The organism is Streptomyces sp. NPDC093510 (genome assembly GCF_040683555.1).
Classification (GTDB): domain Bacteria; phylum Actinomycetota; class Actinomycetes; order Streptomycetales; family Streptomycetaceae; genus Streptomyces.
In genome coordinates this window covers 173,684-196,315 of sequence record NZ_JBFBEE010000019.1, presented here as the reverse complement: position 1 = coordinate 196,315, position 22,632 = coordinate 173,684, and the positions used below count along the sequence as shown (strand labels likewise).

Below are 22,632 nucleotides of genomic sequence, written 5' to 3'. Positions count from 1 at the left end.
TTTCCGACTCTATCAGACTCTTTCGTGTCCGACTTCCTCGGTGCCTTTCCGGTTCCCGCTCCGGCCTTTCGGCTTTCGCGTTTCCCTTTCCGGCGGTTCCGACTTTATCAGGTCTCATTCGGCTCTCTGACCACGGTCACCGCGAACATGCGGAACCGGACCCGGAGATAGGATCTGATCTGAAGGATGCCGCCGCGGCCGGACGCTTGCGTCCCACGGCCTCAGGCAGGAGTACGACTGTACATCGGTCATCGGGCGGGCGCAAATCGTTTGTGCACCGCTTCTACGTCCGCCAACCGGGACCACTCATGCGGAACCGGGACTTCTTATGACTTACCCTTCTGAACAGTGCGTCGTCCAGGACAGGTAGCGACGGCGGCTATGAATCTCCACCCCCTGGGAGGCTTGCCATGACCAGCGTTTCGTCCCCGCTTGCAGGACGCGCCATTGGGCTCTCTGCTGTACCGGATCCCGTGTTCTCAGGCGCCATGGTCGGGCCTGGCACGGCTATCGATCCCGCGCGTGAGCCGTCCGAGGCCGTCTCTCCCGTGGACGGCATCGTCGTCTCTCTCCACCCGCACGCTTTTGTGGTGGTCGACGACCAGGGTCACGGTGTGCTGACGCACCTGGGCATCGACACTGTCCAGCTGAACGGTGAGGGCTTCGAGCTTCTTGTCGACAAGGGCGACACCGTACAGCGCGGCCAGGCCGTGGTGCGCTGGGACCCGGCCGCCGTCGAGGCCGCGGGCAAGTCCCCCGTGTGCCCGATCGTGGCGCTCGAGGCAACTGCCGAGTCCCTCTCCGGCCTTGTCGAGGCCGGCGAAGTGAAGGCCGGCGACGCGCTCTTCAGCTGGCAGTGACGTCAACGCCGTCGCTGACGGCAGGCACGACAACCACCGCGGCGGCTGGGCCCGCCGCACTACCGGAGACGGGTGAAATGGAGACAACGCTGCGAGGCGTCGGTGTCAGCCACGGTGTGGCGATCGGCGAGGTTCGGCACATGGGTACGGCTGTGCTCGAGCCGCCGGCCAAGCAGATTCCCGCGGAGGAGGCTGAGCGCGAACAGGGGCGCGCTCGCCAGGCCGTGGAAGCTGTGGCGGCCGACCTGAATGCGCGCGGCAATCTGGCGGGTGGCGAGGCCCAGGCGGTGCTCGAGGCGCAGGCCATGATCGCCCAGGACCCGGAGCTCATGTCCGACGTCGACCGGCGCATCACCGTCGGCAGCACGGCCGAGCGCGCCGTCTACGACGCGTTCTCCCACTACCGCGAACTGCTCGCCGGTGCCGGTGAGTACATGGCCGGGCGTGTGGCGGACCTCGACGACGTGCGGAACCGCATCGTCGCGCGTCTGCTGGGCGTCCCGATGCCGGGTGTGCCGGACAGTGACCAGCCGTACGTACTGATCGCGCGTGACCTCGCGCCCGCGGACACCGCGCTTCTCGACCCGGCTCTGGTGCTCGGCTTCGTCACTGAGGAGGGCGGTCCGACGAGTCACAGCGCGATCCTCGCGCGTGCTCTCGGAGTGCCGGCCGTCGTCGCGCTGCCGGGTGCCGGTGAGCTTGTCGAGGGCACGGTCGTCGCCGTGGACGGCAGCACCGGTGAGATCTTCGTGGACCCGAGCGAGGAGAAGCGGGCCCAGCTCGAGGCTGCCGCTGCCGAGCGCAAGGCCGCGCTGGCCGCGTCGACCGGCCCGGGTGCCACGTCCGACGGCCACAAGGTGCCGCTCCTTGCCAACGTCGGCGGTCCCGCCGACGTACCGGCCGCCGTGGAGGCGGGTGCCGAGGGTGTCGGTCTGTTCCGTACCGAGTTCCTCTTCCTGGACGACAGCACGAAGGCGCCGTCCGAGGAGAAGCAGGTCGAGGCGTACCGCAAGGTACTGGAGGCCTTCCCCGAGGGTCGCGTCGTCGTGCGGGTGCTGGATGCCGGCGCGGACAAGCCGCTGGACTTCCTGACGCCGGCCGACGAGCCGAACCCGGCGCTCGGTGTGCGGGGGCTGCGGTCGCTGCTCGACCACCCCGAGGTGCTGCGGACGCAGCTGACCGCGCTCGCCAAGGCCGCCGAGGGGCTGCCCGTCTACCTCGAGGTCATGGCACCGATGGTGGCCGACCGCACCGACGCCAAGGCCTTCGCCGACGCGTGCCGTGAGGCGGGGCTGCAGGCGAAGTTCGGCGCGATGGTCGAGATCCCGTCCGCCGCGCTGCGGGCGCGCTCGATCCTTCAGGAGGTCGAGTTCCTGTCGCTGGGCACCAACGACCTCGCGCAGTACGCCTTCGCGGCCGACCGGCAGGTGGGCGCTGTGTCCCGGCTGCAGGACCCGTGGCAGCCTGCGCTGCTCGACCTGGTCGCGATGTCCGCCGAGGCGGCGAGCGCCGAGGGCAAGAGCTGCGGTGTGTGCGGTGAGGCGGCTTCCGACCCGCTGCTCGCCTGTGTGCTGACCGGTCTGGGTGTCACCTCTCTCTCGATGGGTGCGGCGTCCATTCCCTACGTGCGTGCGACGCTCGGCAAGTACACGCTGGCGCAGTGCGAGCGTGCCGCGTCGGCGGCGCGTGCCGCGGACAGTGCCGAAGAGGCGCGCAAGGCCGCGCAGGCTGTGCTGTCGGGCGAATAGCCTGTCCGCGGTCGGCCCGATCGCGATCCTGAGGGGCGCTCCACCGGTTCGGTGGGGCGCCCCTCAGGCGTTTCAGTGTGTGTGTCCGCCTTCGGGAACGTCGGCTTCGATGTCGGGTGCGGCGCAGTAGTCGACGCCTGACTCCGGGGCGACGAGTTCCCCCGAGATGGCGTCGGTGCAGTAGGCGTCGAAGACCTCTGCCGCGTTGAGGGGGTGGAGTCGGCCGCCGTTCATGCGCCAGCCCTGGACGCGGTCGTGGGTTCCCTCGGCGCTGGAGCGCAGCACCATGCCGACCGCGCGGTGGGTGGCGATGCCGACGGCCAGGACCGTGGCGAACTCCAGGGCCTCCTGGTCGTCGAGCAGGGCACGGCCGTCGGCTTGGACGTCGACGTGCAGTGCGGCGAGGAGGGTTTCGGGGTGGGAGGGCACGCTGCACACGAGATGGCGGGTGCCCGGGCGGGAGGCGTCGAGGGCCCGGGTGATCAGCTCGGAGGCTCGGGCGAAAGCGGCTCGTCCGATGTCCTCGCCGCAGGTGGCGCAGGTGCCGGCGCGGGCGAGCACGACGGTCGCGTACTCCCAGGTGGCCTGGCGCACCGCCTCGTCGACGAGGTCGGGGACCAGGTCGGCGAGGGGCTGGCCCTCGTACGGGACGGTGGGGCCACCTGATGCCAGTTCGGCGGTGAAGCGGGTGCGGCTGGCCGGGGTGTCGGGGTCGAGGCCGGTCTCCGCGCAGTACTCCTCGAACTCCTCGGGGTCGAAGAGGGCGATGGTGGTGTGGTTGCCCTGGGACGCGAGGGTTTTGAGGAGGCTCTCGACCTGCTCGAGGTACGTCTCATGGTCGTCGAAGGTGAAGGTGCGGTAGCGGCGCATGGCCGCGAAGTCCTCCTCGTCGGCCAGCAGGCCGATGGTTCCGGCGACTTCGCGGCGCAGTGCGCGTCGCATCGTGTCGTGTCGTGTGTGCGCCATGATTTCCCCCTGCATACGGTCGATCAATGCTCACTCACAGTAACGAGTGGCACTGACAATGGCCGCTGAGCTGGGGGAATGTGTCCTCGTCAGGTGCGCTTGCGGGCCAGGTCCGCGTAGAAGTCGAGGAGTTCGAGGCGGTCGACGGAGCCCGGATTGACCGCCTTGTCCAGAGGTGTGCCCTGGAGGAGGCGCTTGACTGGGACCTCGATGCGCTTGCCGGTGAGGGTGTGCGGGACGCCGGGGACTTCGATGACCTCGTCGGGTACGTGGCGCGGCGAGAGCTGCTCGCGGATCGTCCGCTTGATGCGGTCGCGCAGGGCGTCGTCGAGGGTGGCGCCTTCGGCGAGGTGGACGAAGAGCGGCATCCAGTAGCCGCCGTCGGGCTGTTCGACGCCGATGACGAGCGATTCGCGGATCTCCGGGAGCCGTTCGACGGCTTCGTAGATGTCGGCCGAGCCCATGCGGACGCCCTGGCGGTTGAGTGTGGAGTCGGAGCGGCCGTGGATGACCACCGAGCCGCGGGAGGTGAGGGTGATCCAGTCGCCGTGCCGCCAGACTCCGGGGTAGGTGTCGAAGTAGCTGTCGTGGTACCGGGTGCCGTCCGGGTCGTTCCAGAAGTGGATGGGCATGGACGGCATGGGGTTGGTGACGACGAGCTCGCCGACCTCGTCCGTCAGTGCTTTGCCCTGGGGGTCCCAGGACTGCAGGTCCGTGCCCAGGCAGGGGGCCTGGAGCTCTCCGATGTGGACGGGGAGGGTGGGGACTGCGCCGGCGAAGCAGGAGCAGACGTCGGTGCCGCCGCTGACCGATGCCGTCCACAGCCCGCCGGGGGTGTCCGAGAACTCGTCGCGCAGCCAGCGGAATCCGTCGGGGGGCAGCGGGGAGCCGGTCGTCGCGACGCACTTGACGCGGGAGAGGTCGAAGTCGCGGGCGGGGTGGACGTCCGCCTTGCGGCAGGCCATGACGTACGCGGCCGAGGTGCCGTAGAGCGTGGCTCCGGTGCGCTCGGCGATGCGCCACTGGGCGCCGGTGTCGGGGTGGCCGGGGCTGCCGTCGTACAGGACGATCGTGGTGCCCGTGAGGAGACCGGAGACGAGGAAGTTCCACATCATCCAGCCGGTCGACGTGTACCAGAAGAAGCGGTCGTCGGGGCCGAGGTCGCAGTGCAGACCGAGCTGCTTGAGGTGTTCGACGAGGATGCCGCCCTGGGACTGGACGATCGCCTTGGGCAGGCCGGTGGTGCCGGAGGAGTAGAGCACCCACAGGGGGTGGTCGAAGGGCACCGGCTCGAAGGTGGGGGCTGTGTCCCCTGAAGTGAGGGCCGACCATTCCAGGGCGCCTTCGGGAGCGTCGGTGCCGAGCAGCGGGATGTGGACGACGGCGCGCAGGCCGGGGAGTTCGGCGCGGAGTTCGGTGACGGTGTCGCGGCGGTCGTGCTCCTTGCCGCCGTAGCGGTAGCCGTCGACGGTGAAGAGGACGACCGGTTCGACCTGTTGGAAGCGGTCCAGGACGCTGCGGGCGCCGAAGTCGGGGGCGCAGGAGGTCCAGACGGCGCCGACGGCGGCGGTGGCCAGCAGGGCGACGACGGCTTGCGGGATGTTCGGCAGGTAGCCGCTGACGCGGTCTCCGGGGCGTACTCCCAGGTTGCGCAGTTCCGCCGTGAGGGAGCCGACCTGGCGGCGCAGCTCGGACCAGGTGACGGGCTGCGGGTCGTGGCTCTCGTCGACGTGGAGGAGTGCGGGGGTGTCCGCGCGCGTGGGGTCCTCGGCGGCGCGCAGTGCGTGCTCTGCGTAGTTGAGGGTCGCTCCGGGGAACCACTCGGCGCCCGGCATGGCGCGATCGCCCAGCACGCGCGCGTAGGGGGTGGTGAAGCGGACGTCGAACCAGTCGGTGACGGCTTTCCAGAACGTCTCGAGCTCGGTCACCGACCAGCGGTGCAGTGCTTCGTAGCCGCCGTCGGCCGGGGCTCCGTAGTGCTCGGCCGCCCAGGCCTGGAATCGGGTGACCTGCGCTTCGGCGATCCTCTCCGGGCTGGGCTGCCAGAGCGGCGCAGGGTTCGCTGAGGACGTCATGGGGCGGCTCCCGGACTGTACGCGTCGTATGCGTGTGGGGTGCGCACGTGCTGGGTGTGCGCGTGAACACGGCTGCAAGGGACGATGCCACGTGATCGACTTCCGCACCAGGGTGTGCCCCACACAGTCGGGCCGTCGGACATGTGCCGTCGCCCCAGGTGAACGGCAGTTGAACGCGGCACACACGCGGCTTCTTCGGTGGCAGGGTGAGCAGCATGAACGGTCGTGACCTGGTGCGTTCGGTGAAGGCGGTCGGCATGATCGGCACGGCGCGGGGGTTGCGCACGGTGCGTTCCTCGTGGCGCAGGTGGCGGGCGGACGCGACGGGGCTGGCGCCCCGGGGTGCGGAGCGCGCGCGGGTGCCGGGGGCCGTGACGGGGATGGAGCCGGAGCCCGGTGGTGGTGTGGTGCGGTTCGCCCGCTCCGAGCTGCGGGTGCGGGTGACCGTCGGTGGAGCTGTCTTCCTGGGGTGGGACGGGGCGGCGCCCGAGCCGTCGTACGCGTTGTCGTGCGGGAGTCCGGAGCCGGATCCGCGGGCCGTGCTGGAGCCCGACAAGGAGGGTGGCTGGCGGGTCGTGTCGGAGCGGACCACGGTCGTCGTCTCTCGGCATGGGGCGGTGGAGCTGCGCACGCCGGGCGGTGTGATGCTGCGGCGCGATCTCCCGCCGCGGTGGTGGGAGCCGGCCGCGGGGGGCGTCGCACGCTGGGTGCAGCGGTCGGAGGTGGCCGCGGACTCGCGGTTCTTCGGGCTGGGCGGCCGGTCCTGCGGGGCACGGCTGCGGAACGGGACGTACCGGCTGTGGAACACCGATCCGGGCGGCTCCTTCGGGCCCGATGACGATCCGCTGTACATCACCATGCCGGTGCAGATGGTGGTGGCCGATGCCGCCACGCACCTGGTCTTCCACGACAACACGTGGGAGGGCGAGGTCTCGGTGCACGAGGGTGTGGAGGGCGACGGGTCCGGCCACGACCGGGCGGGTTCGTGCGAGGTGCGGATGAGTGGCGGGCCGCTGCGGAGCTGGGTGATGGTGGGCACTCCCGCGCGCGTGATGCATGCCTGGGCGACCCTCACCGGTCCGCCTGCGCTGCCGCCCTCGTGGGCGCTCGGGCACCATCACGCGCGGTGGGGCTTCGGCAGTGAGCAGGAGGTGCGGCGGATCGTCGCCGGCTACCAGGAGCGGGGGCTGCCGTTGGACGCCGTCCATCTGGACATCGACCACTACGAAGCGCATCAGGTCTTCACCGTCGACAAGGAGCGCTTCCCCAAACTGCCGCAGTTCGCCGATGAGTTGCGCAGGGACGGGATCCGGCTTGTCTCGATCGTCGATCCGGCGGTGAAGTCCGAGCCGGGTGTCGAGGTGTACGACAGTGGCATGGCGGCCGACGCCTTTGTGCGGGACGCAGTGGGGCGACCGGTGCGCGGTGTGGTGTGGCCCGGAGAGGCGGTGTATCCGGATTTCACCGACCCACGCGCGCGGGAGTGGTGGGGCACGCTCTACGAAGAGCGTCTCGATCAGGGGTTCGCGGGTTTCTGGCACGACATGAACGAGCCGGTGTCGTTCGCCGCGTTCGGTGAGACGACGCTCCCCCGGTCGGCGCGGCACTCTCTGGAGGGGCGTGGCGGTGACCATCGGGAGGCCCATAACGTGTACGGCCTGGGGATGGCCCGCGCCGGGTACGAGGCGCTGTGCGCACTGCACCCCGGAGAGCGGCCCTTCTTGTTCTCGCGTTCCGGGTGGGCGGGGATGCAGCGCTACGGAGGGACGTGGTCCGGCGACGTGTCCTCGGACTGGCCGGGGCTGCGGGCGTCGTTGTCGCTGGTGCTGGGGCTGGGTCTGTGTGGTGTGCCGTACTCGGGTCCTGATGTGGGCGGGTTCGGCGGGAGTCCGTCACCGGAGCTGTATCTGCGGTGGTTCCAGTTGGGGGCCCATCTCCCGTTGTTCCGTACGCACGCGGCGATCGGGGCGGGTCGGCGGGAGCCGTGGGAGTTCGGTGCCGAGGTGCTGGAGCACGCGCGCGAGGTGCTGGTCGAGCGCAGGCGGCTGTTGCCGTACTTCGTGACGCTCGCCCATCTCGCGCGGCGTACGGGTGCTCCTTATGTGCGGCCCTTGTGGTGGGCCAATCCTGAGGACAGGGCGCTGCGGGACTGCGAGGACGCGTTCCTGCTGGGGGACTCCTTGCTGGTGGCGCCGGTCCTGGAGAGCGGTGCTGTGCGGCGGACGGTGCGGTTGCCGCCGGGGCGCTGGTACGACACGGCGACCGGCAGGGCCTACGAAGGGCCCGTAAAGGTTCTGGTGGATGCTCCGTTGTCGCGCATTCCTGTGTTCGCGCGCGGGGGCACGGTGTTGCCCGTGCGGGGGTGCGACGGTGGCCTGGAGTTGGAGGTGTGGGCGCCCGCCGAGGGGCGCACGGGTGGCGGTGTCGTGGTCGCCGACGTGGGTAACGGCTGGGCGGAGGCGGAGTTGGAGCGGTTCACGACGCGGTGGAGCGAGGGGGAAGTGGTCGTCGAGCGGGACGGGGGCGGGCCCGCACCGGGGCGTCCGGTGCGGGTGCGCGGGCTCGACGGCTGAGAGCGGGTTACGGCTGGGAGTGAGCGGCCGCTGCGGGTCGGCAGGTGACGCGCGTCAGTAGCGTCCCTCGAACCACGCGTGTGCCGCCAGCGTGTGCAGCGGGAAGGCGAGTTCGTCGGGGCGGCGCAGCACGTCCCAGCCTTCGGTCTCGTCGGTCGGCGCGGTCGCCGGCAGGTCGGAGACGGGCTGTGCGGGGAGGAGGCCGAAGAGCAGGAGGTATCCGTCGGGGGCGCTCATGGCGTCGGCCAGGCGTACGTCGCGGCTCTCCGCGCCGATGCCGGTCTCCTCCTTCAGCTCGCGCACGACCGCGTCGCGCCAGTCCTCCCTGTCGTCGATGAACCCGCCGGGCAGCGCGATGCCGCCGAGCGCGGGGGCGACGGTTCGGGTCACGACGACCAGGCCGGTGCCCTGTGTGTCGTACACGGGCTGGAGGGCGACCGCCACGGGCAGCGGATTGCGGTAGGCCACAGTGCGGCACGTGGCGCAGGTGCGGGGCCAGCCCGAGGGGTGGTCTTCGTAGGACGCTCCGCAGCTCGAACAGTGGGAGCCCGGAACGGAGTTGGTGGGGTGTGGGGATGCTGACACGCCGCGGACTGTATCGGATCCCCGATGCGTCGGTCTTTCGCGGGTGGCGGCGGTCCTGATAGACGCAGGGGCATGACACGACTTGTCCCCACCCTGCGGAACCTCGCCGTCTGTGCCACCGCTCTGCTGGCCGTGGCCGCGACCCCCTCCCCCGTGCACGCGAAGCCCGCACCGAAGGCTCCGGAGGAGTTCGTCGCGCTGCGCGACGTCGACCCGACGATCATCCAGGAGATGCGCTACTTCACCCCGCACAACTTCGTCGGGGAGCCCATCAAGGGCTACAAGAAGCCGATGTGCATCCTCACCGAGCCGGCGGCGAAGGCCCTCCACAAGGCGCAGCGCAAGCTCCTTCGCAAGGGCTACTCCCTGAAGGTGTACGACTGCTACCGCCCGCAGCGAGCCGTCGACCACTTCGTGCGCTGGGCCGAGGATCTCGCCGATGAGCGCATGAAGGCGGAGTTCTATCCCCGTGTCGACAAGTCGCGTCTGTTCGCGGACGGTTACATCGCGGAGAAGTCCGGGCACAGCCGGGGCTCGACCGTGGATCTGACCGTGGTGCGCCTGCCTGCTCTGCCGACCCGTCCGTACGTCCCCGGGGAGCCCCTCACGCCGTGCTTCGGTCCGCGGAACGAGCGCTTCCCCGACAACTCGGTGGACATGGGGACGGGGTTCGACTGCTTCGACACGCTGTCACACACGGACGACCCGCGGATCAAGGGCGAGCAGCGGGTCAACCGCGATCTCCTGCGGAGCGCGCTGGGCAAGGAGGGTTTCGTCAACCTTCCGGAGGAGTGGTGGCACTTCACCCACAAACCTGAGCTGTTCCCCGACACCTACTTCGACTTCCCCGTCTCGCGGCGGTCGTTGCAGGGGAAGTAGCGCCGGAGCATGCCCCATGGCACACTTTCCTGACGTTCCGTCAGATCCAGTGCTGGAGGGGCCTTGTCGCGTACGCGCACACCCGTAGTGGCCAACTGGTTCACCGGGGAAGGTGACGACTTCCGCCTTCTGGGCACGCGCTGTTCGGCGTGCGCCTGCGTCTTCTTCCCTCGCGAGGACGGGTTCTGCCGTAATCCGGGCTGCGGGGGCGGAGAGCTGGCCGAGGTGCCGCTGTCGCGGCGCGGGCGCGTCTGGTCGTACACCGACGGCCGCTACCGGCCGCCCGCGCCGTATGTCTCCGACCCGGAACTTCCATGGGAGCCCTACACGTTGATCGCTGTGGAGCTGGAAGCGGAGCGGATGGTGGTGCTCGGTCAGTCGGTTCCGGGGGTGCCCGTGGCCGATCTGGAGGTCGGCATGGAGGTCGAGATCGTCCCCGGGGTGCTGCACGAGGACGACGAGACGACGTGGACGACCTGGCACTGGCGGCCTGTGGGGGTGGGCGCATGACCGGAGAGGTGGCGGTGCTCGGCGCGGGCATGCACCCCTGGGGCAAGTGGGGGCGCGGATTCGTCGAGTACGGGGTGGCGGCGGCGCGTGCCGCGCTCGCGGACGCCGGGGTCGACTGGCGGGACGTGGGCTCCATCGTCGGCGCGGACACGGTGCGCGGCGGCTACCCCGGTTACGTGGCGGGGGCGACGTTCGCCAAGGCGCTCGGCTGGCAGGGCGCACGCGTGGCGAGTGTGTACGCGGCCTGTGCCTCGGGCGCCCAGGCCATCCACGCGGCGCGTACGCAGATCCTCGCGGGCATGGCCGACGTGGTCCTGGTGGTGGGCGCCGACGCGGCCCCCAAGGGGTTCTTCCGGCCCGCGGGCGGGGACCGGCCGGACGATCCCGACTGGCTGCGCTTCCGCGTCCTCGGGGCGACCAACCCCGCCTACTTCGGCCTGTACGCGCGCCGTCGGATGGCGGTGCACGGCGACACCCTGGAGGACTTCGCCCAGGTCAAGGTGAAGAACGCGGCGGTGGGCGCCCTCAACGCGAACGCGCGCTACCGCAAAGCGGTCACCGCGGAGGAGGTCGCCGCGTCCGCCGTCGTGGCCGATCCGCTGCGGCTGCTCGACATCTGCGCCACCTCGGACGGCGCCGCGGCCCTGGTGCTCTCCAGCATGGAGTTCGCGCGGCGGCACGGAGTGGCGGACCCGGTGCGCATCCGCGCGGTGTCCACGGTGACGCCGACCTATCCGACGACGGTGCTCGACCTGCCGGACATCGCCACGGACTCGGCCGCTGTCGTGGACCCCGCCGACGGGACGTTCCGCGCGTCCATCGCGCGGGCCGCGTACGAAGAAGCGGGCATAGGCCCCGAGGACATATCGCTGGCCGAGGTCTACGACCTGTCGACCGCCCTGGAACTGCAGTGGTACGAGGACCTGGGGCTGTGCGGCGCGGGCGAGGGCGCCAAGCTGCTGCGCGACGGGGCGACGGCACCGGGCGGGCGTGTGCCCGTGAACACCAGCGGAGGGCTCGCGTCCTTCGGAGAAGCGGTGCCCGCCCAGGCCATCGCCCAAGTATGCGAAGTCACCTGGCAGTTGAGGGGGACCGTCGGGGCCCGGCAGGTCGATGGTGCGCGTGTGGGGGTCACCGCGAACCAGGGCCTGTTCGGTCACGGGTCTGCGGTCGTCGCGGTGCGCTGAGCCCGTCCTCGGGGCCACGGGCCGCTCCGGCACGGGCGCCGCGGAGGAAGCCCCACACGCCGGTAATCCGTTGCCGTCCGCGACCTTGACGCTCCATCACCATCGGTGAACACTTCCGGGTGTCAGTCGGCGTCGCCGCACTTCGGCTCCACGCGTTCGGATGCGTCTGCGCGCGCGAAGGGTCTGCACGAAGGGCCTGGTCAACAGGTCATCCCCCATGGGCGATTCGACTGCGACGGCACGCTCGCCACGGACGCCGGGCGGGGTTCGGGAGACCTCAGCCCCCGGCTGCGTCAGCCGGGCGTATCCAGGCAGCAGTCGTGGGAACGCACCCTGCACGGAGGACCGGGGCCCAGCGCCCCGGGCGAGGTCCTAGGAGCCGCCATGTACTCGAACGGGGACATCTTCGTCGGTGAGGTCATCGGCACCGCGATCCTGATTCTTCTCGGCGCCGGCGTGTGCGCCGCCGTCACGCTCAGCCATTCGAAGGCGAAGGCCTCCGGATGGGTCGTCATCGCCTTCGGATGGGGCTTCGGCGTGCTCGCCGGCGCGTACACCGCGGGCCCGCTCTCCGGCGGTCATCTCAACCCCGCCGTCACGCTCGGCATCGCGATCGACACCGAGAAGTGGGACAAGGTCTGGATCTACGTCCTCGGGCAGATGGTCGGCGCGATGCTCGGCGCCGTCCTCGCCTATCTCGTCTACCTCGCGCAGTTCAACGCCAACGTCACACGGAGCGTCAAGGACAAGGTGACCAGCGCACACGAACCGACGCCGACGCTCGGCATCTTCTCCACCATCCCGGAGATCCGGAACCCCCTCGCCAACATCGTCACCGAGGTCATCGCGACCGTCGCCCTGGTGCTGCCCATCCTGGCCTTCGGGCTCACCGAGGGGCTCGGCGAGTCCGGCACGCAGACGCTGATCGTGGCCTTCCTGGTCGTCGGTATCGGCCTCTCCCTCGGCGGCCCCACGGGGTACGCCATCAACCCCGCGCGCGACCTCGGTCCGCGCATCGTGCACACGTTCCTGCCGATCCCCAACAAGGGCACGTCCGACTGGAGCTACGCCTGGGTTCCGGTGGCCGGACCGCTGATCGGCGGAGCTCTCGCGGGCCTCATCTACAACGCAGCCTTCTGAGTCTTCCCACCAAGGGCCATCAAGGGGTAGCCATGCCGGACAGCTCCGAGAAATTCGTCGCCGCCATCGACCAGGGCACCACTTCGAGCCGTTGCATCATCTTCGACCAGGACGGCGCGATCGTCGCCGTGGACCAGCGCGAGCACCGCCAGATCTTTCCCAAGCCCGGCTGGGTGGAGCACGACGCCACCGAGATCTGGTCCAAGGTGCAGGCGGTGGTCGCGGGGGCGATCGCCAAAGCCGGTCTCCGCGCCGACCAGCTGAGCGCGCTCGGCATCACCAACCAGCGCGAGACCACGGTCCTGTGGGACCGCGCCACCGGCAAGCCCGTGCACAACGCGATCGTCTGGCAGGACACCCGCACCTCGGCGCTCTGCAACGAACTGGGCGGCGCGGACGGCCAGGACCGCTTCCGCGAGCAGACGGGGCTGCCCCTGGCGAGCTACTTCTCCGGACCCAAGGCCGCCTGGCTGCTCGACAACGTGCCGGGGCTCAGGGCGCGCGCCGAGCGGGGCGAGATCGCCTTCGGCACCATCGACTCCTGGTTGATCTGGAACCTCACGGGCGGCACCGACGGCGGCAAGCACGTCACCGACGTCACCAACGCGGGCCGCACCATGCTGATGAACCTGGAGACGCTCCAGTGGGACCGGTCGATCCTGTCGGCCATGAACGTCCCCGAAGCGGTGCTGCCGGAGATCAGGTCGTCGGCCGAGGTGTACGGAACGGCCGTGGGCCAGCTCTCCGGAGTGCCCGTCGCCTCCGCCCTTGGCGACCAGCAGGCGGCCGTCTTCGGGCAGGCCTGCTACGACACGGGGACGGCCAAGAACACGTACGGGACGGGCAGCTTCCTGCTGCTCAACACCGGTAACCGGCCCGTCCCCTCCAAGAACGGTCTGCTCACGACGATGGGCTACAAGATCGGCTCCGAAGCGCCGGTGTACTGCCTGGAGGGGTCCATCGCGATCACCGGGGCGCTGGTGCAGTGGTTCCGTGACCAGCTCGGCATCATCCGCAACGCCGACGAGATCGAGCCGCTCGCGGCGAGCGTGGACGACAACGGCGGGGCGTACATCGTGCCGGCGTTCTCCGGTCTGTACGCGCCCTACTGGCGCTCCGACGCCCGCGGCGTCGTCACCGGCCTCACCCGGTACGTCACCAAGGCGCACCTCGCGCGCGCGGTCCTGGAGGCGACCAGCTGGCAGACCCGCGAAGTCGTGGACGCCATGTACCAGGACTCCGGAGTGCGGATCACCACCCTCAAGGTGGACGGCGGCATGACCAAGAACAACCTGCTGATGCAGCACCAGGCGGACGTTCTGGGTGTGCCGGTGATCCGCCCGAAGGTCTCGGAGACCACGTGTCTGGGCGCGGCGTACGCGGCCGGGCTCGCGACCGGCGTGTGGAACGACCTCGACGAGCTCAAGGCGCACTGGCAGCAGGACGTGGAGTGGTCACCGCGGATGGATGCCGCGTCGCGGGACCGTGAGTTCCACAACTGGCACAAGGCGGTGGAGCGGAGCTTCGGCTGGCTGGAGGACGGAGAGGGCTGAGAGGACCTGAGCCCCGGCGGGACTGCGGCCCGTACCCCGGTCGGCGGGGGTACGGGCCGTGGATGTGCGCCCGTGCGCGGGCCGGTCAGGTGGTCGCGGGCTCCCTGGCGGCCGCGACCGCCGCCCTCGCGTGTTCGACGACGTCGATGAGGACCTCCTTGACGGACTCCCGGTCACGCGCGTCGCAGAGCACGACCGGCACTTCGGAGTCGAGGTCCAGCGCCTGGCGCACGGTGTCTGCGGGATAGCGCGAGGCACCTTCGAAGCAGTTGACGCCGACGACGAACGGTATGGAGCGCCGTTCGAAGTAGTCGACGGCGGCGAAGCAGTCCTCCAGGCGGCGGGTGTCGGCGAGGACCACGGCGCCCAGTGCCCCGGTGGCCAGCTCGTCCCAGAGGAACCAGAAGCGGTCCTGGCCCGGAGTGCCGAAGAGGTAGAGCACCAGGTCCTCGCGGAGCGTGATGCGGCCGAAGTCCATGGCCACCGTGGTGGTGTGCTTGCCCGTGACGCCGCGTGTGTCGTCGACGGGACGGCCGGCCTCGCTGAGGGTCTCCTCGGTGCGCAGCGGCTTGATCTCGCTGACCGCGCCGACCAGGGTCGTCTTGCCGACGCCGAAGCCGCCCGCCACCAGGATCTTCAGCGTGACCGGCTCCACGGGGGCCTTGCCGCGCTCAGTACGCCTGAAGATCATCGCTCACTTCTCCTGCATCGGTGGTGTCGCGCGGCGCCGGTCCGTATCCGCCGCCGCCGGGGGTTTCGATCACGAGTACGTCGCCGGGGCCCAGGTCGGCCGAGTCGCTGCCCGCGAGCTCCACGACGGTGCCGTCCGCGCGTTCCACGCGGTTGGCGCCGAGCGCGCCGTCGGCGCCGCCCGCCATGCCGTACGGGGCGACCCTGCGGTGCTGCGACAGGGTGGAGACCGTCATCGGCTCGCAGAAGCGGAGGCGGCGCACGGCTCCGTCCCCGCCGCGCCATCTCCCGCTGCCGCCGCTGCCCCGGCGCACGGCGAACTCCTCCAGGAGGACGGGCAGCCGCCACTCCAGGACCTCGGGGTCGGTGAGCCGCGAGTTGGTCATGTGGGTCTGCACGACGGGCGCGCCGTGGAAGCCGTCGCCCGCTCCGGAGCCGGAGGCCACCGTCTCGTAGTACTGGTGGTGGTCGTTGCCGAACGTGACGTTGTTCATCGTGCCGGAGCCTTCGGCCTGCACGCCCAGGGCTGCGTAGAGCGCGCCCGTGAGGGCCTGGGAGGTCTCGACGTTGCCCGCGACGACGGCGGCGGGCGGCCGGGGCGCGAGCAGCGAGCCGGGCGGCACGATGATGCGCAGAGGGCGCAGGCAGCCGTCGTTGAGCGGGATGTCGTCGTCGACGAGGGTGCGGAAGACGTACAGGACGGCGGCGTTGACCACCGCGAAGGGGGCGTTGAAGTTCGTGGCGAGCTGTGGCGACGTACCGCTGAAGTCGATGGTCGCCGAGCGGTCGGCGCGGTCCACGGTGACGCGGACCTGGAGGGTGGCGCCCGAGTCGGTTTGATAGGCGAACTCGCCCTCTTCAAGGACGTCGATGACACGGCGTACGGATTCCTCGGCGTTGTCCTGTACGTGCTTCATGTACGCCTGGACCACGTCGAGTCCGAAGTCGTCGATCATGCGGGTGACTTCGTCGACGCCCTTCTTATTGGCGGCGATCTGGGCGCGCAGGTCGGCGAGGTTGGTGTCCGGGTTGCGTGAGGGGTAAGGGGCGTCGGTGAGCAGGCGGCGGGTCTCGGCCTCACGGAAACGGCCCTCTTCCACAAGAAGCCAGTTGTCGAAGAGGATGCCCTCCTCGTCGATGGTGCGGCTGCCGGCCGGCATGGACCCGGGGGCGATGCCGCCGATCTCTGCGTGGTGGCCGCGCGAGGCCACGTAGAAGAGAATCCGCGCTGCCGAAGTACCGTGCTCCTCCGAAGTGGCGTGCTCCCCCGGTCCGTCGAACACCGGCGTGATGACCGTGACGTCGGGGAGGTGCGTGCCGCCGTGGTACGGGTCGTTGACGGCATAGGTGTCCCCGGGGCGCATGCCGGTGCCGCGTCGCGCGATCACTTCCTTCACGCTGGTGCCCATCGAACCCAGGTGGACGGGGATGTGCGGAGCGTTGGCGACGAGGTTGCCGTCGGGGTCGAAAAGCGCGCAGGAGAAGTCGAGCCGTTCTTTGATGTTCACCGACTGGGACGTGGACTCCAGGCGGGCGCCCATCTGTTCGGCGATGGACATGAAGAGATTGTTGAAGACTTCGAGGAGAACGGGGTCGGCCGCGGTGCTCGCGGTGGAACTCTCCGGCGCCGTGACGCGTTCCATGATCAGGTGGCCCGCGTCCGTCGCCGCCGCCTGCCAGCCGTCGTCCACGACCGTCGTGGCGCCTGCTTCGGTGATGATCGCCGGTCCGGTGACGGTCTCGCCGGGCGGGAGTTCCTCGCGGCGGTGCAGGGGTACGTCGCGTCGGGTGCCGCCGGTGTGCAGGCTGACCCGCCGGGGGGTGCCGGGCGTGATGGGGCCGGCGAGGGTGGAGAGATCGGGTGGCTCGGTGATCCCGGTGGCCTCCACGGAGAGGGCCTCCACGACGACGGGCCGGTCCAGGGTGAAGGAGTAGGTGGCGCGGTGGCGGTCCTCGAAGTCCCGGGTCATGCCGTCCGGGTCCGTGAGCTCCACGGTCAGGGTGGTGTCCGTGCCGTCGTAGCGGAGCTGGGCGCGGCGGGTGACGCGGATGCGGTCGGTCGGCACGTCCTCGGCGAGGAGCTCTTCCCGGGCCGCGCTCTCCAAGTCGTCCGCGATTTTGCTGACATGAGGCATCGATGACGCCTCCAGGGGCGTCTCCACGGACTGTTCGCGCATCGCCGTGGTGTCGGCGAGACCGATGCCCAGGGCGGAGAGCACGCCGGCCATCGGTGGTACGAGGACGGTGCGGATGCCGAGCGAGTTGGCGACCATGCACGCGTGCTGGCCGCCCGCACCGCCGAACGTGGTCAGGGCGTAGCGCGTGACGTCGTGGCCCTTCTGGACCGAGATGCGCTTGACAGCGCCCGCGATGTTGGCCACCGCGATCCGCAGATAGCCCTCCGCCACCTGCTCGGGCGTGCGGTCGTCGCCCGTCGCCGCGCGGATCTCATCGGCCAGGTCCGCGAATCGGTCGCGGACGAGGTCACCGTCGAGGGGCTGGTCGCCGTCGGGGCCGAACACCGCGGGGAAGTGGCCGGGCTGGATGCGGCCGAGGGCCACGTTGGCGTCGGTGACCGTGAGCGGCCCGCCGCGTCGGTAGCTCGCCGGGCCGGGGTCGGCGCCCGCCGAGTCGGGACCGACGCGGTAGCGGCTGCCGTCGAAGTGGAGCACGGACCCGCCGCCCGCGGCGACGGTGTGGATGTCGAGCATCGGGGCGCGCAGCCGGACCCCGGCGATCTGCGTGGTGAAGACCCGCTCGTACTCGCCCGCGTAGTGCGACACGTCCGTCGACGTGCCGCCCATGTCGAAGCCGATGACGCGGTCGAAGCCTGCGAGGCGCGACATGCGGGCCATGCCGACGATGCCGCCCGCGGGGCCGGACAGGATCGCGTCCTTGCCGCGGAACTGCCCCGCCTCGGTGAGCCCGCCGTTCGACTGCATGAACATCAGCCGTACGCCGTGGAGTTCGTCGGCGACGTGCCGGACGTAGCGGCGCAGGACCGGCGACAGATACGCGTCGACGACCGCGGTGTCGCCGCGCGGGACGAGCTTCATGAGGGGGCTTACCTCGCTGGAGAGCGAGATCTGAGGGAAGCCGGTGCGGGCGGCGAGGTCACCGATGGCCTGTTCGTGGGCGGGGTACAGGTGGCTGTGCACGCAGACCACCGCCACGGAGCGGATGCCGTCGTCGTACGCGTGGCGCAGCGGGTCCGCGAGGCCCTCCAGGTCGGGTGGGCGCAGCACGTCGCCGTCGGCGGTGACGCGCTCGTCCACCTCGATGACGCGGTCGTAGAGGGGTTCGGGGAGGACGATCTCGCGGGCGAAGATCCGCGGGCGGTTCTGATAGGCGATGCGCAGGGCGTCCCGGAAGCCGCGGGTGATGACCAGGGCGGTGGGCTCTCCCGTGCGCTCCAGGAGGGCGTTGGTGGCGACGGTGGTGCCCATGCGGACGGCGTCGACGGAGGCGGTGTCCGTACCGCCTTCCGACGCCGCGTCGTCGAGCAGGGCGCGGATGCCCGCGACCGCCGCGTCCCGGTGGCGCACGGGGTCGGTGGGGCCGGCCGGGCTGTCTGGGCCGGCCGGGCCGGCTGCGTTGTCGGAGAGAAGCTTGTGCGTGCGGAGGCTGCCGTCCGGGCGCCTCGCGACGATGTCGGTGAAGGTGCCGCCCCTGTCGACCCAGAACTGCCAGCCAGTCACGTTGCCACTCCCGCTTCCGCGCTGTTCAGAGCGCCCGGAGGCCGCTGATCACGTCGCGCAGAATACTCTCGTCCGGCAGCTCGGCAGGGGGAACGGGACGGGTCACGTGCACCAGTTCGTCCTCGACGAGATCACCGATGAGAACGCGCACCACGCCGATGGGCAGGTCGAGTTCGGCCGCCAGTTCGGCGACCGACTGGGGCGTGTCACGACAGAGCTCGACGATGTCCACGTGCTCCGGAGACAGCGTCTGGTCGGCCTCGTGTACGCCGGACGCCCGGGCTTCGGTGACGACGACCGCGATCAGGTCGAGCCGGTGCTGCCCGGTGCTCGTGGTGCGGCCGCGTGTCATGGCATAGGGACGCACCACGGGACCTGCGTCGTCGTCGAACCAGCGGGGCGCCTCCTGCGCCCCCGGTAACTTCCGCTGGGCCTCGGTGATTCTCTGGGTCGCTCGACCGTCGTCGCTCATGACCTCCCACTACCCCCCGGCGGGCAGATCCGTGCGCGGCGCCGTACCCAGATGCACACCCACCCGCTTGACCAGCAGCGTCATTTCGTACGCCACCAGGCCTACGTCGGAATCCGCGTCCGAGAGGACGGCGAGGCAGCTGCCGTCGCCCGCTGCCGTGACGAAGAGGAAGGCGTCGTCGAGCTCGACCACGGTCTGGCGGACCCTGCCCGCCTCGAAGTGCCGGCCGACCCCCTTGGCGAGGCTGTGGAACCCGGAGGCGACGGCGGCGAGGTGCTCGCTGTCCTCCCGGGTCAGGTTCTTCGACACACCGGTCGGCAGGCCGTCTCCGGAGAGCACGAGTGCCTTGCGGATGCTGGCGACGCGCTGCACCAGGTCGTCGAGGAGCCAGTTCAGCTCCCCCCTCCCTCCGGTCGTGGTGGTGCGTGCGTCGGCATTCGGTGCGGTCATCGACCGTCCCCCTCGGATGTGGTTCCTGGTGCTGTGCCGTTCGTGGCGTCGTCGCCCACGGCGTTCTCGTCGCGGCCGCGCTGCCAGCCCCGCTGGAGCGAGGCCATGCGGCTGCGTACCTCGTCCGCGTCGCGCTCCTCGGGCCGGGTCTCGGCACGTTCGGGGCGGCGGTCGGGTCCGTCCTTCAACTGCGGGGCGAGGTTGGCCTGCCGGACCCGGCGGGGCAGTCCGCCCGGAGCGGTCGTGGTGGTGTCGGGCGTCGCCGCCGGTCGGAGCCCGGTGCCGTCCCAGGGGGCGCGGTCCGGTGTTGCGCGCTCCGGAGTGGCCCGCTCTGGACTGACACGGCCTGGCATGGCACGGTCCGGAGTGGCGGGGCGGCGGCCGCGCCGGGCGAGGTCCGACGGCATGTCGTCGACGGCCGTGACGTCGTGGTGCGGGGGCACCAGGCCGGGCCAGGCGGGCTGCGGCTGCGGGCGCCTCGGGGTCTCGTCCTCGGCCGCCGGGGCCAGGGGCCTGCTGTCCGGGTGCCGGCCTTCCTGGAAACGGCCGTCCAGCGGACTGTCCTCGGGGAAACGGCTGTCCTGGGGCCCGCCTTCGGGGAAACGGCTGTCCTGGTACCTGCCGTCGGGCCTGGTGTGCGTCACCGGGCGGCCGTTCGAGCGGACCAGTTTCGGGGTCCTTCGGCGCGGCAGCGGGACGGGTCCTCCGGAGTGGGCGTCCTCGCCGGGACCGTCCTCGGCCCCGGCGGGCGCGGCGTCCCTGCGGGTCGGCTCCGCGCGGCTCGCCTCACGGTCGTCACGGGCCTGCTGGTGCTGTTCGCCCGGCGTACCGGCCACCCGGCGGCGCGGCCGGAAGAGGCCGCCGCGCTCGCTCTCCTCGTCGCCGAGGGCGCCGGGGAAGGCATCGAGGTCGGCCAGGCTGACGGGCGCCTCCAACTCGACGGGGCCGTCGAGGACGGAAGCGGGCAGGCCCGGCAGCTGCACGGGCACCTGGGCGAGCGCGGCCGCGCGGTCGGCTCCCTTGTCGGCGCCTGCCACGGCCTCCCTGGTCGGCCCACGGTCGAGCCGGAAGCCCGCGCCACCGGTGTCGGGCACGTCGTCGGTGAGCAGCGACTCGGGAATGAAGACGACAGCGGTCGTGCCGCCGTACGGAGAGGGCTGCAGCGAGACGCGGACGCGCTGGCGCTGTGCCAGGCGGCTGACCACGAACAGGCCGAGCCGGTCGGTGTCGGACAGCTCGAACTCGGGGGTCTCCGCGAGCCGCAGATTGGCGTCCAGGAGCGCGTCGGCCGCCATGCCGAGGCCCCGGTCGTGGATCTCCAGCGTGAAGCCGTTGGCGACGTGCTCACCGAGCACCTGTACCGCGGTGTGCGGGGGCGAGAACACCGTGGCGTTCTCCAGGAGTTCGGCCATGAGGTGTGTGAGGTCGGCGACCGCGGGTCCGGTGACCGCGATGCGGGGCAGGCGACGGACCTCGATGCGTTCGTAGTCCTCGACCTCGGCGACGGCGGCGCGGACGACGTCCATGAGCTGGACCGGCTTGCGCCACTGGCGCGACGGGGCGGCGCCGGAGAGGATCACGAGGCCCTCGGCGTGCCGGCGCATGCGGGTGGTCAAGTGGTCGAGGCGGAACAGGTCGGCGAGCTCGTCGGTGTCCTCGGTCCTGCGCTCCATGGCGTCCAGGAGGGTCAGCTGCTTGTGCAGCAGGACCTGGCTCCGGCGCGCGAGGTTGACGAAGACCTCGGAGACGCCGCGGCGCAGGTCGGCCTGTTTGACGGTGGCTTCGACAGCGGCGCGCTGCAGCGTGTTGAGGGCCTGCCCGACCTGCCCGATCTCGTCCTTGCCGTACTCCAGTCGGGGCGCCTCGGTCTCCACGTCGACCTGCTCGCCCGCGGCCAGCCGACGCAGCACGCCCGGCAGCCGGACTCCGGACGCCTCGTGGGCCTCCAGCCGCAGCCGGCGCAGGTCACGGATGAGGCTGCGGCCGATGCGCACGGACAGGAAGAGCGAGACCAGCAGCGCCAGCAGACCGAGCACACCGGCCGCGATGACCCGCACGATCACGCCGACGGCCGCCGGCTCCACGCTGTCCTGGAAGCGTTCGGTCGCCTCGATGTTGCTTTCGGAGAGCTGCTTGAGGACCGGGCCCGCCGCCTTGTCCCAGTGGTCGGCCGTGACCGCGTGCGGCCTGCCGGGGCCGGACTCGATGATGTCCTTCTCGGCCTTGCGCAGCCGGGTGTAGTCGGCGCCGTTCCAGTAGCGCTCGTAGCGGGCCACGTCATCCTCGGGGAGGAGCGCGAAGTTCACTTCGAAGAGGAGGGCTCGCTGGGCCCGCAACTCGGTGGCCTGCCGGATCTCGGCATCGGTGATCCGGCCCGAGACGAGCGCGGAACCGATCAACGCGTCCTCGCGGGACAGCAGTTCACGACCTCGGGTGGCGCCGACCAGGGCCCGGCCTCGCTGGTCGTACTTCGTGTCGTCGAGACCGGAGAAGCCGTTGAGCGTGCTGAGCAGGTCGAAGTAGGGGTCGATCAGCTTGGTGTACATCTTCAGGGCGCCGGCCCGGGTGATCGTGCCGTCTTCGACGCTCCGGCGCAGCGGGTCGAGGCCGTCGAAGGCTTCGACGAGCTGGTCGAGCCGCTTCCGCGAGTCTCCGTTGACACCGTCACGGACGTCGGGGTCCTGGGCGTTGGCCCGGATCTTGTCGACCATTCCGTCGGTAGCGGTGCGGCTGCGGCGCAGCGCGGCGAGTGCGTCCGACGCCCTGGGGTCGGCGAGGTAGACGAGGGTCTGGCGGCGCTCCTGCTGGATCACGCGCGCCGTGTCCTCGACCGGATAGGCGAGCTTGTCGACGACGTTCACCGTGTCGACGAGGCTCAGTGCCTGGCGACCGGTGACGACCGTGGCAAAGCCCCAGATCGCGGTGAGGGAGAGCAGCGGCACGATCAGCAGCGCCACGATCTTCCGGCGGATGGACTTCCCGCGAAAGCGCATGGCCTCCCCCAGATCGGCCCCCTGAAGCCGTTGCACGGGCCAGGGGCACACATGTGCGTCAACAAACGGCGCGAGCCTACTACTGACTCACGGGCAACTCGAAGGCGCATCCGAACGCTTTTCAGCCGTGACGCGAAAGGGACGTCCCTAGTTGTCCCTCCATTACGGGAGATTGCGCCCCAGCATGTGGCACCTGTTGCTGGGCCTCATCCACCGCTCCACGTACGCCAGTTGGCCGGATCTCTTCGCTGCA

General features: G+C 70.7%; 16 protein-coding genes. 8 read left to right on the top strand and 8 right to left on the bottom strand.

Annotated elements, in window-relative coordinates:
- The first annotated feature begins 410 nt into the window (after window positions 1-410).
- On the top strand, window positions 411-860 hold the full coding sequence (locus tag AB0N81_RS29000; RefSeq protein ID WP_365363366.1) for a PTS glucose transporter subunit IIA: 450 nt from the start codon (window positions 411-413) through the stop codon (window positions 858-860).
- Between the two features lie 77 nt (window positions 861-937).
- Window positions 938-2,608, top strand: coding sequence for a phosphoenolpyruvate--protein phosphotransferase (gene ptsP / locus AB0N81_RS28995; protein ID WP_365363364.1), 1,671 nt, complete (start codon window positions 938-940; stop codon window positions 2,606-2,608).
- Between the two features lie 72 nt (window positions 2,609-2,680).
- Here ptsP and AB0N81_RS28990 read toward each other — a convergent pair whose 3' ends face one another.
- A complete protein-coding gene (locus AB0N81_RS28990) occupies window positions 2,681-3,574 on the bottom strand; it encodes a hypothetical protein (protein WP_365363362.1) in 894 nt (297 codons plus the stop codon).
- Window positions 3,575-3,663: 89 nt separating this feature from the next.
- Window positions 3,664-5,649 (bottom strand): acetoacetate--CoA ligase, encoded by a 1,986-nt coding sequence (locus tag AB0N81_RS28985; protein WP_365363359.1) that lies wholly within the window; start codon window positions 5,647-5,649, stop codon window positions 3,664-3,666.
- 215 nt (window positions 5,650-5,864) lie between these two features.
- On the opposite strand from AB0N81_RS28985, the gene AB0N81_RS28980 reads away from it, so the two are divergent.
- Window positions 5,865-8,222 (top strand): glycoside hydrolase family 31 protein, encoded by a 2,358-nt coding sequence (locus AB0N81_RS28980; RefSeq protein WP_365363357.1) that lies wholly within the window; start codon window positions 5,865-5,867, stop codon window positions 8,220-8,222.
- Window positions 8,223-8,276: 54 nt separating this feature from the next.
- Here the strand turns inward: AB0N81_RS28980 and AB0N81_RS28975 are convergent, their stop codons facing one another.
- On the bottom strand, window positions 8,277-8,807 hold the full coding sequence (locus tag AB0N81_RS28975; protein WP_365363354.1) for an NUDIX domain-containing protein: 531 nt from the start codon (window positions 8,805-8,807) through the stop codon (window positions 8,277-8,279).
- Window positions 8,808-8,879: 72 nt separating this feature from the next.
- Between AB0N81_RS28975 and AB0N81_RS28970 the strand changes: the two genes are divergently transcribed.
- The 5 genes from AB0N81_RS28970 (at window position 8,880) to glpK (ending at window position 14,076) form a co-directional block, all read left to right on the top strand.
- Window positions 8,880-9,686 (top strand): M15 family metallopeptidase, encoded by an 807-nt coding sequence (locus tag AB0N81_RS28970; protein ID WP_365363352.1) that lies wholly within the window; start codon window positions 8,880-8,882, stop codon window positions 9,684-9,686.
- Window positions 9,687-9,749: 63 nt separating this feature from the next.
- Complete coding sequence (locus AB0N81_RS28965; RefSeq protein WP_365363350.1) at window positions 9,750-10,196, top strand: zinc ribbon domain-containing protein; 447 nt, start codon at window positions 9,750-9,752, stop codon at window positions 10,194-10,196.
- Complete coding sequence (locus AB0N81_RS28960; protein WP_365363348.1) at window positions 10,193-11,383, top strand: lipid-transfer protein; 1,191 nt, start codon at window positions 10,193-10,195, stop codon at window positions 11,381-11,383. The genes AB0N81_RS28965 and AB0N81_RS28960 overlap by 4 nt, the downstream gene beginning before the upstream one ends.
- Before the next feature lie 384 nt (window positions 11,384-11,767).
- A complete protein-coding gene (locus AB0N81_RS28955; RefSeq protein WP_365363346.1) occupies window positions 11,768-12,523 on the top strand; it encodes an MIP/aquaporin family protein in 756 nt (251 codons plus the stop codon).
- Window positions 12,524-12,555: 32 nt separating this feature from the next.
- A complete protein-coding gene (gene glpK, locus AB0N81_RS28950) occupies window positions 12,556-14,076 on the top strand; it encodes a glycerol kinase GlpK (RefSeq protein WP_365363344.1) in 1,521 nt (506 codons plus the stop codon).
- Window positions 14,077-14,161: 85 nt separating this feature from the next.
- Here the strand turns inward: glpK and AB0N81_RS28945 are convergent, their stop codons facing one another.
- From AB0N81_RS28945 to AB0N81_RS28925, 5 genes are read right to left on the bottom strand one after another with little or no spacing between them, the layout of a single operon-like run.
- The gene (locus AB0N81_RS28945) at window positions 14,162-14,767 is read right to left on the bottom strand and encodes an ATP/GTP-binding protein (protein ID WP_365363342.1); all 606 of its coding nucleotides are present in this window, start codon (window positions 14,765-14,767) and stop codon (window positions 14,162-14,164) included.
- Window positions 14,748-18,464, bottom strand: coding sequence for a hydantoinase B/oxoprolinase family protein (locus AB0N81_RS28940; RefSeq protein WP_365363340.1), 3,717 nt, complete (start codon window positions 18,462-18,464; stop codon window positions 14,748-14,750). The genes AB0N81_RS28945 and AB0N81_RS28940 overlap by 20 nt, the downstream gene beginning before the upstream one ends.
- Window positions 18,465-18,489: 25 nt before the next feature.
- Window positions 18,490-18,936: a DUF742 domain-containing protein gene (locus AB0N81_RS28935; protein WP_365363338.1), complete on the bottom strand. Its 447-nt coding sequence runs from the start codon at window positions 18,934-18,936 to the stop codon at window positions 18,490-18,492.
- 9 nt (window positions 18,937-18,945) lie between these two features.
- Window positions 18,946-19,386, bottom strand: coding sequence for a roadblock/LC7 domain-containing protein (locus tag AB0N81_RS28930; RefSeq protein ID WP_365363336.1), 441 nt, complete (start codon window positions 19,384-19,386; stop codon window positions 18,946-18,948).
- Window positions 19,383-22,379 (bottom strand): nitrate- and nitrite sensing domain-containing protein, encoded by a 2,997-nt coding sequence (locus AB0N81_RS28925; protein WP_365363334.1) that lies wholly within the window; start codon window positions 22,377-22,379, stop codon window positions 19,383-19,385. The genes AB0N81_RS28930 and AB0N81_RS28925 overlap by 4 nt, the downstream gene beginning before the upstream one ends.
- Between the last annotated feature and the right edge of the window lie 253 nt (window positions 22,380-22,632).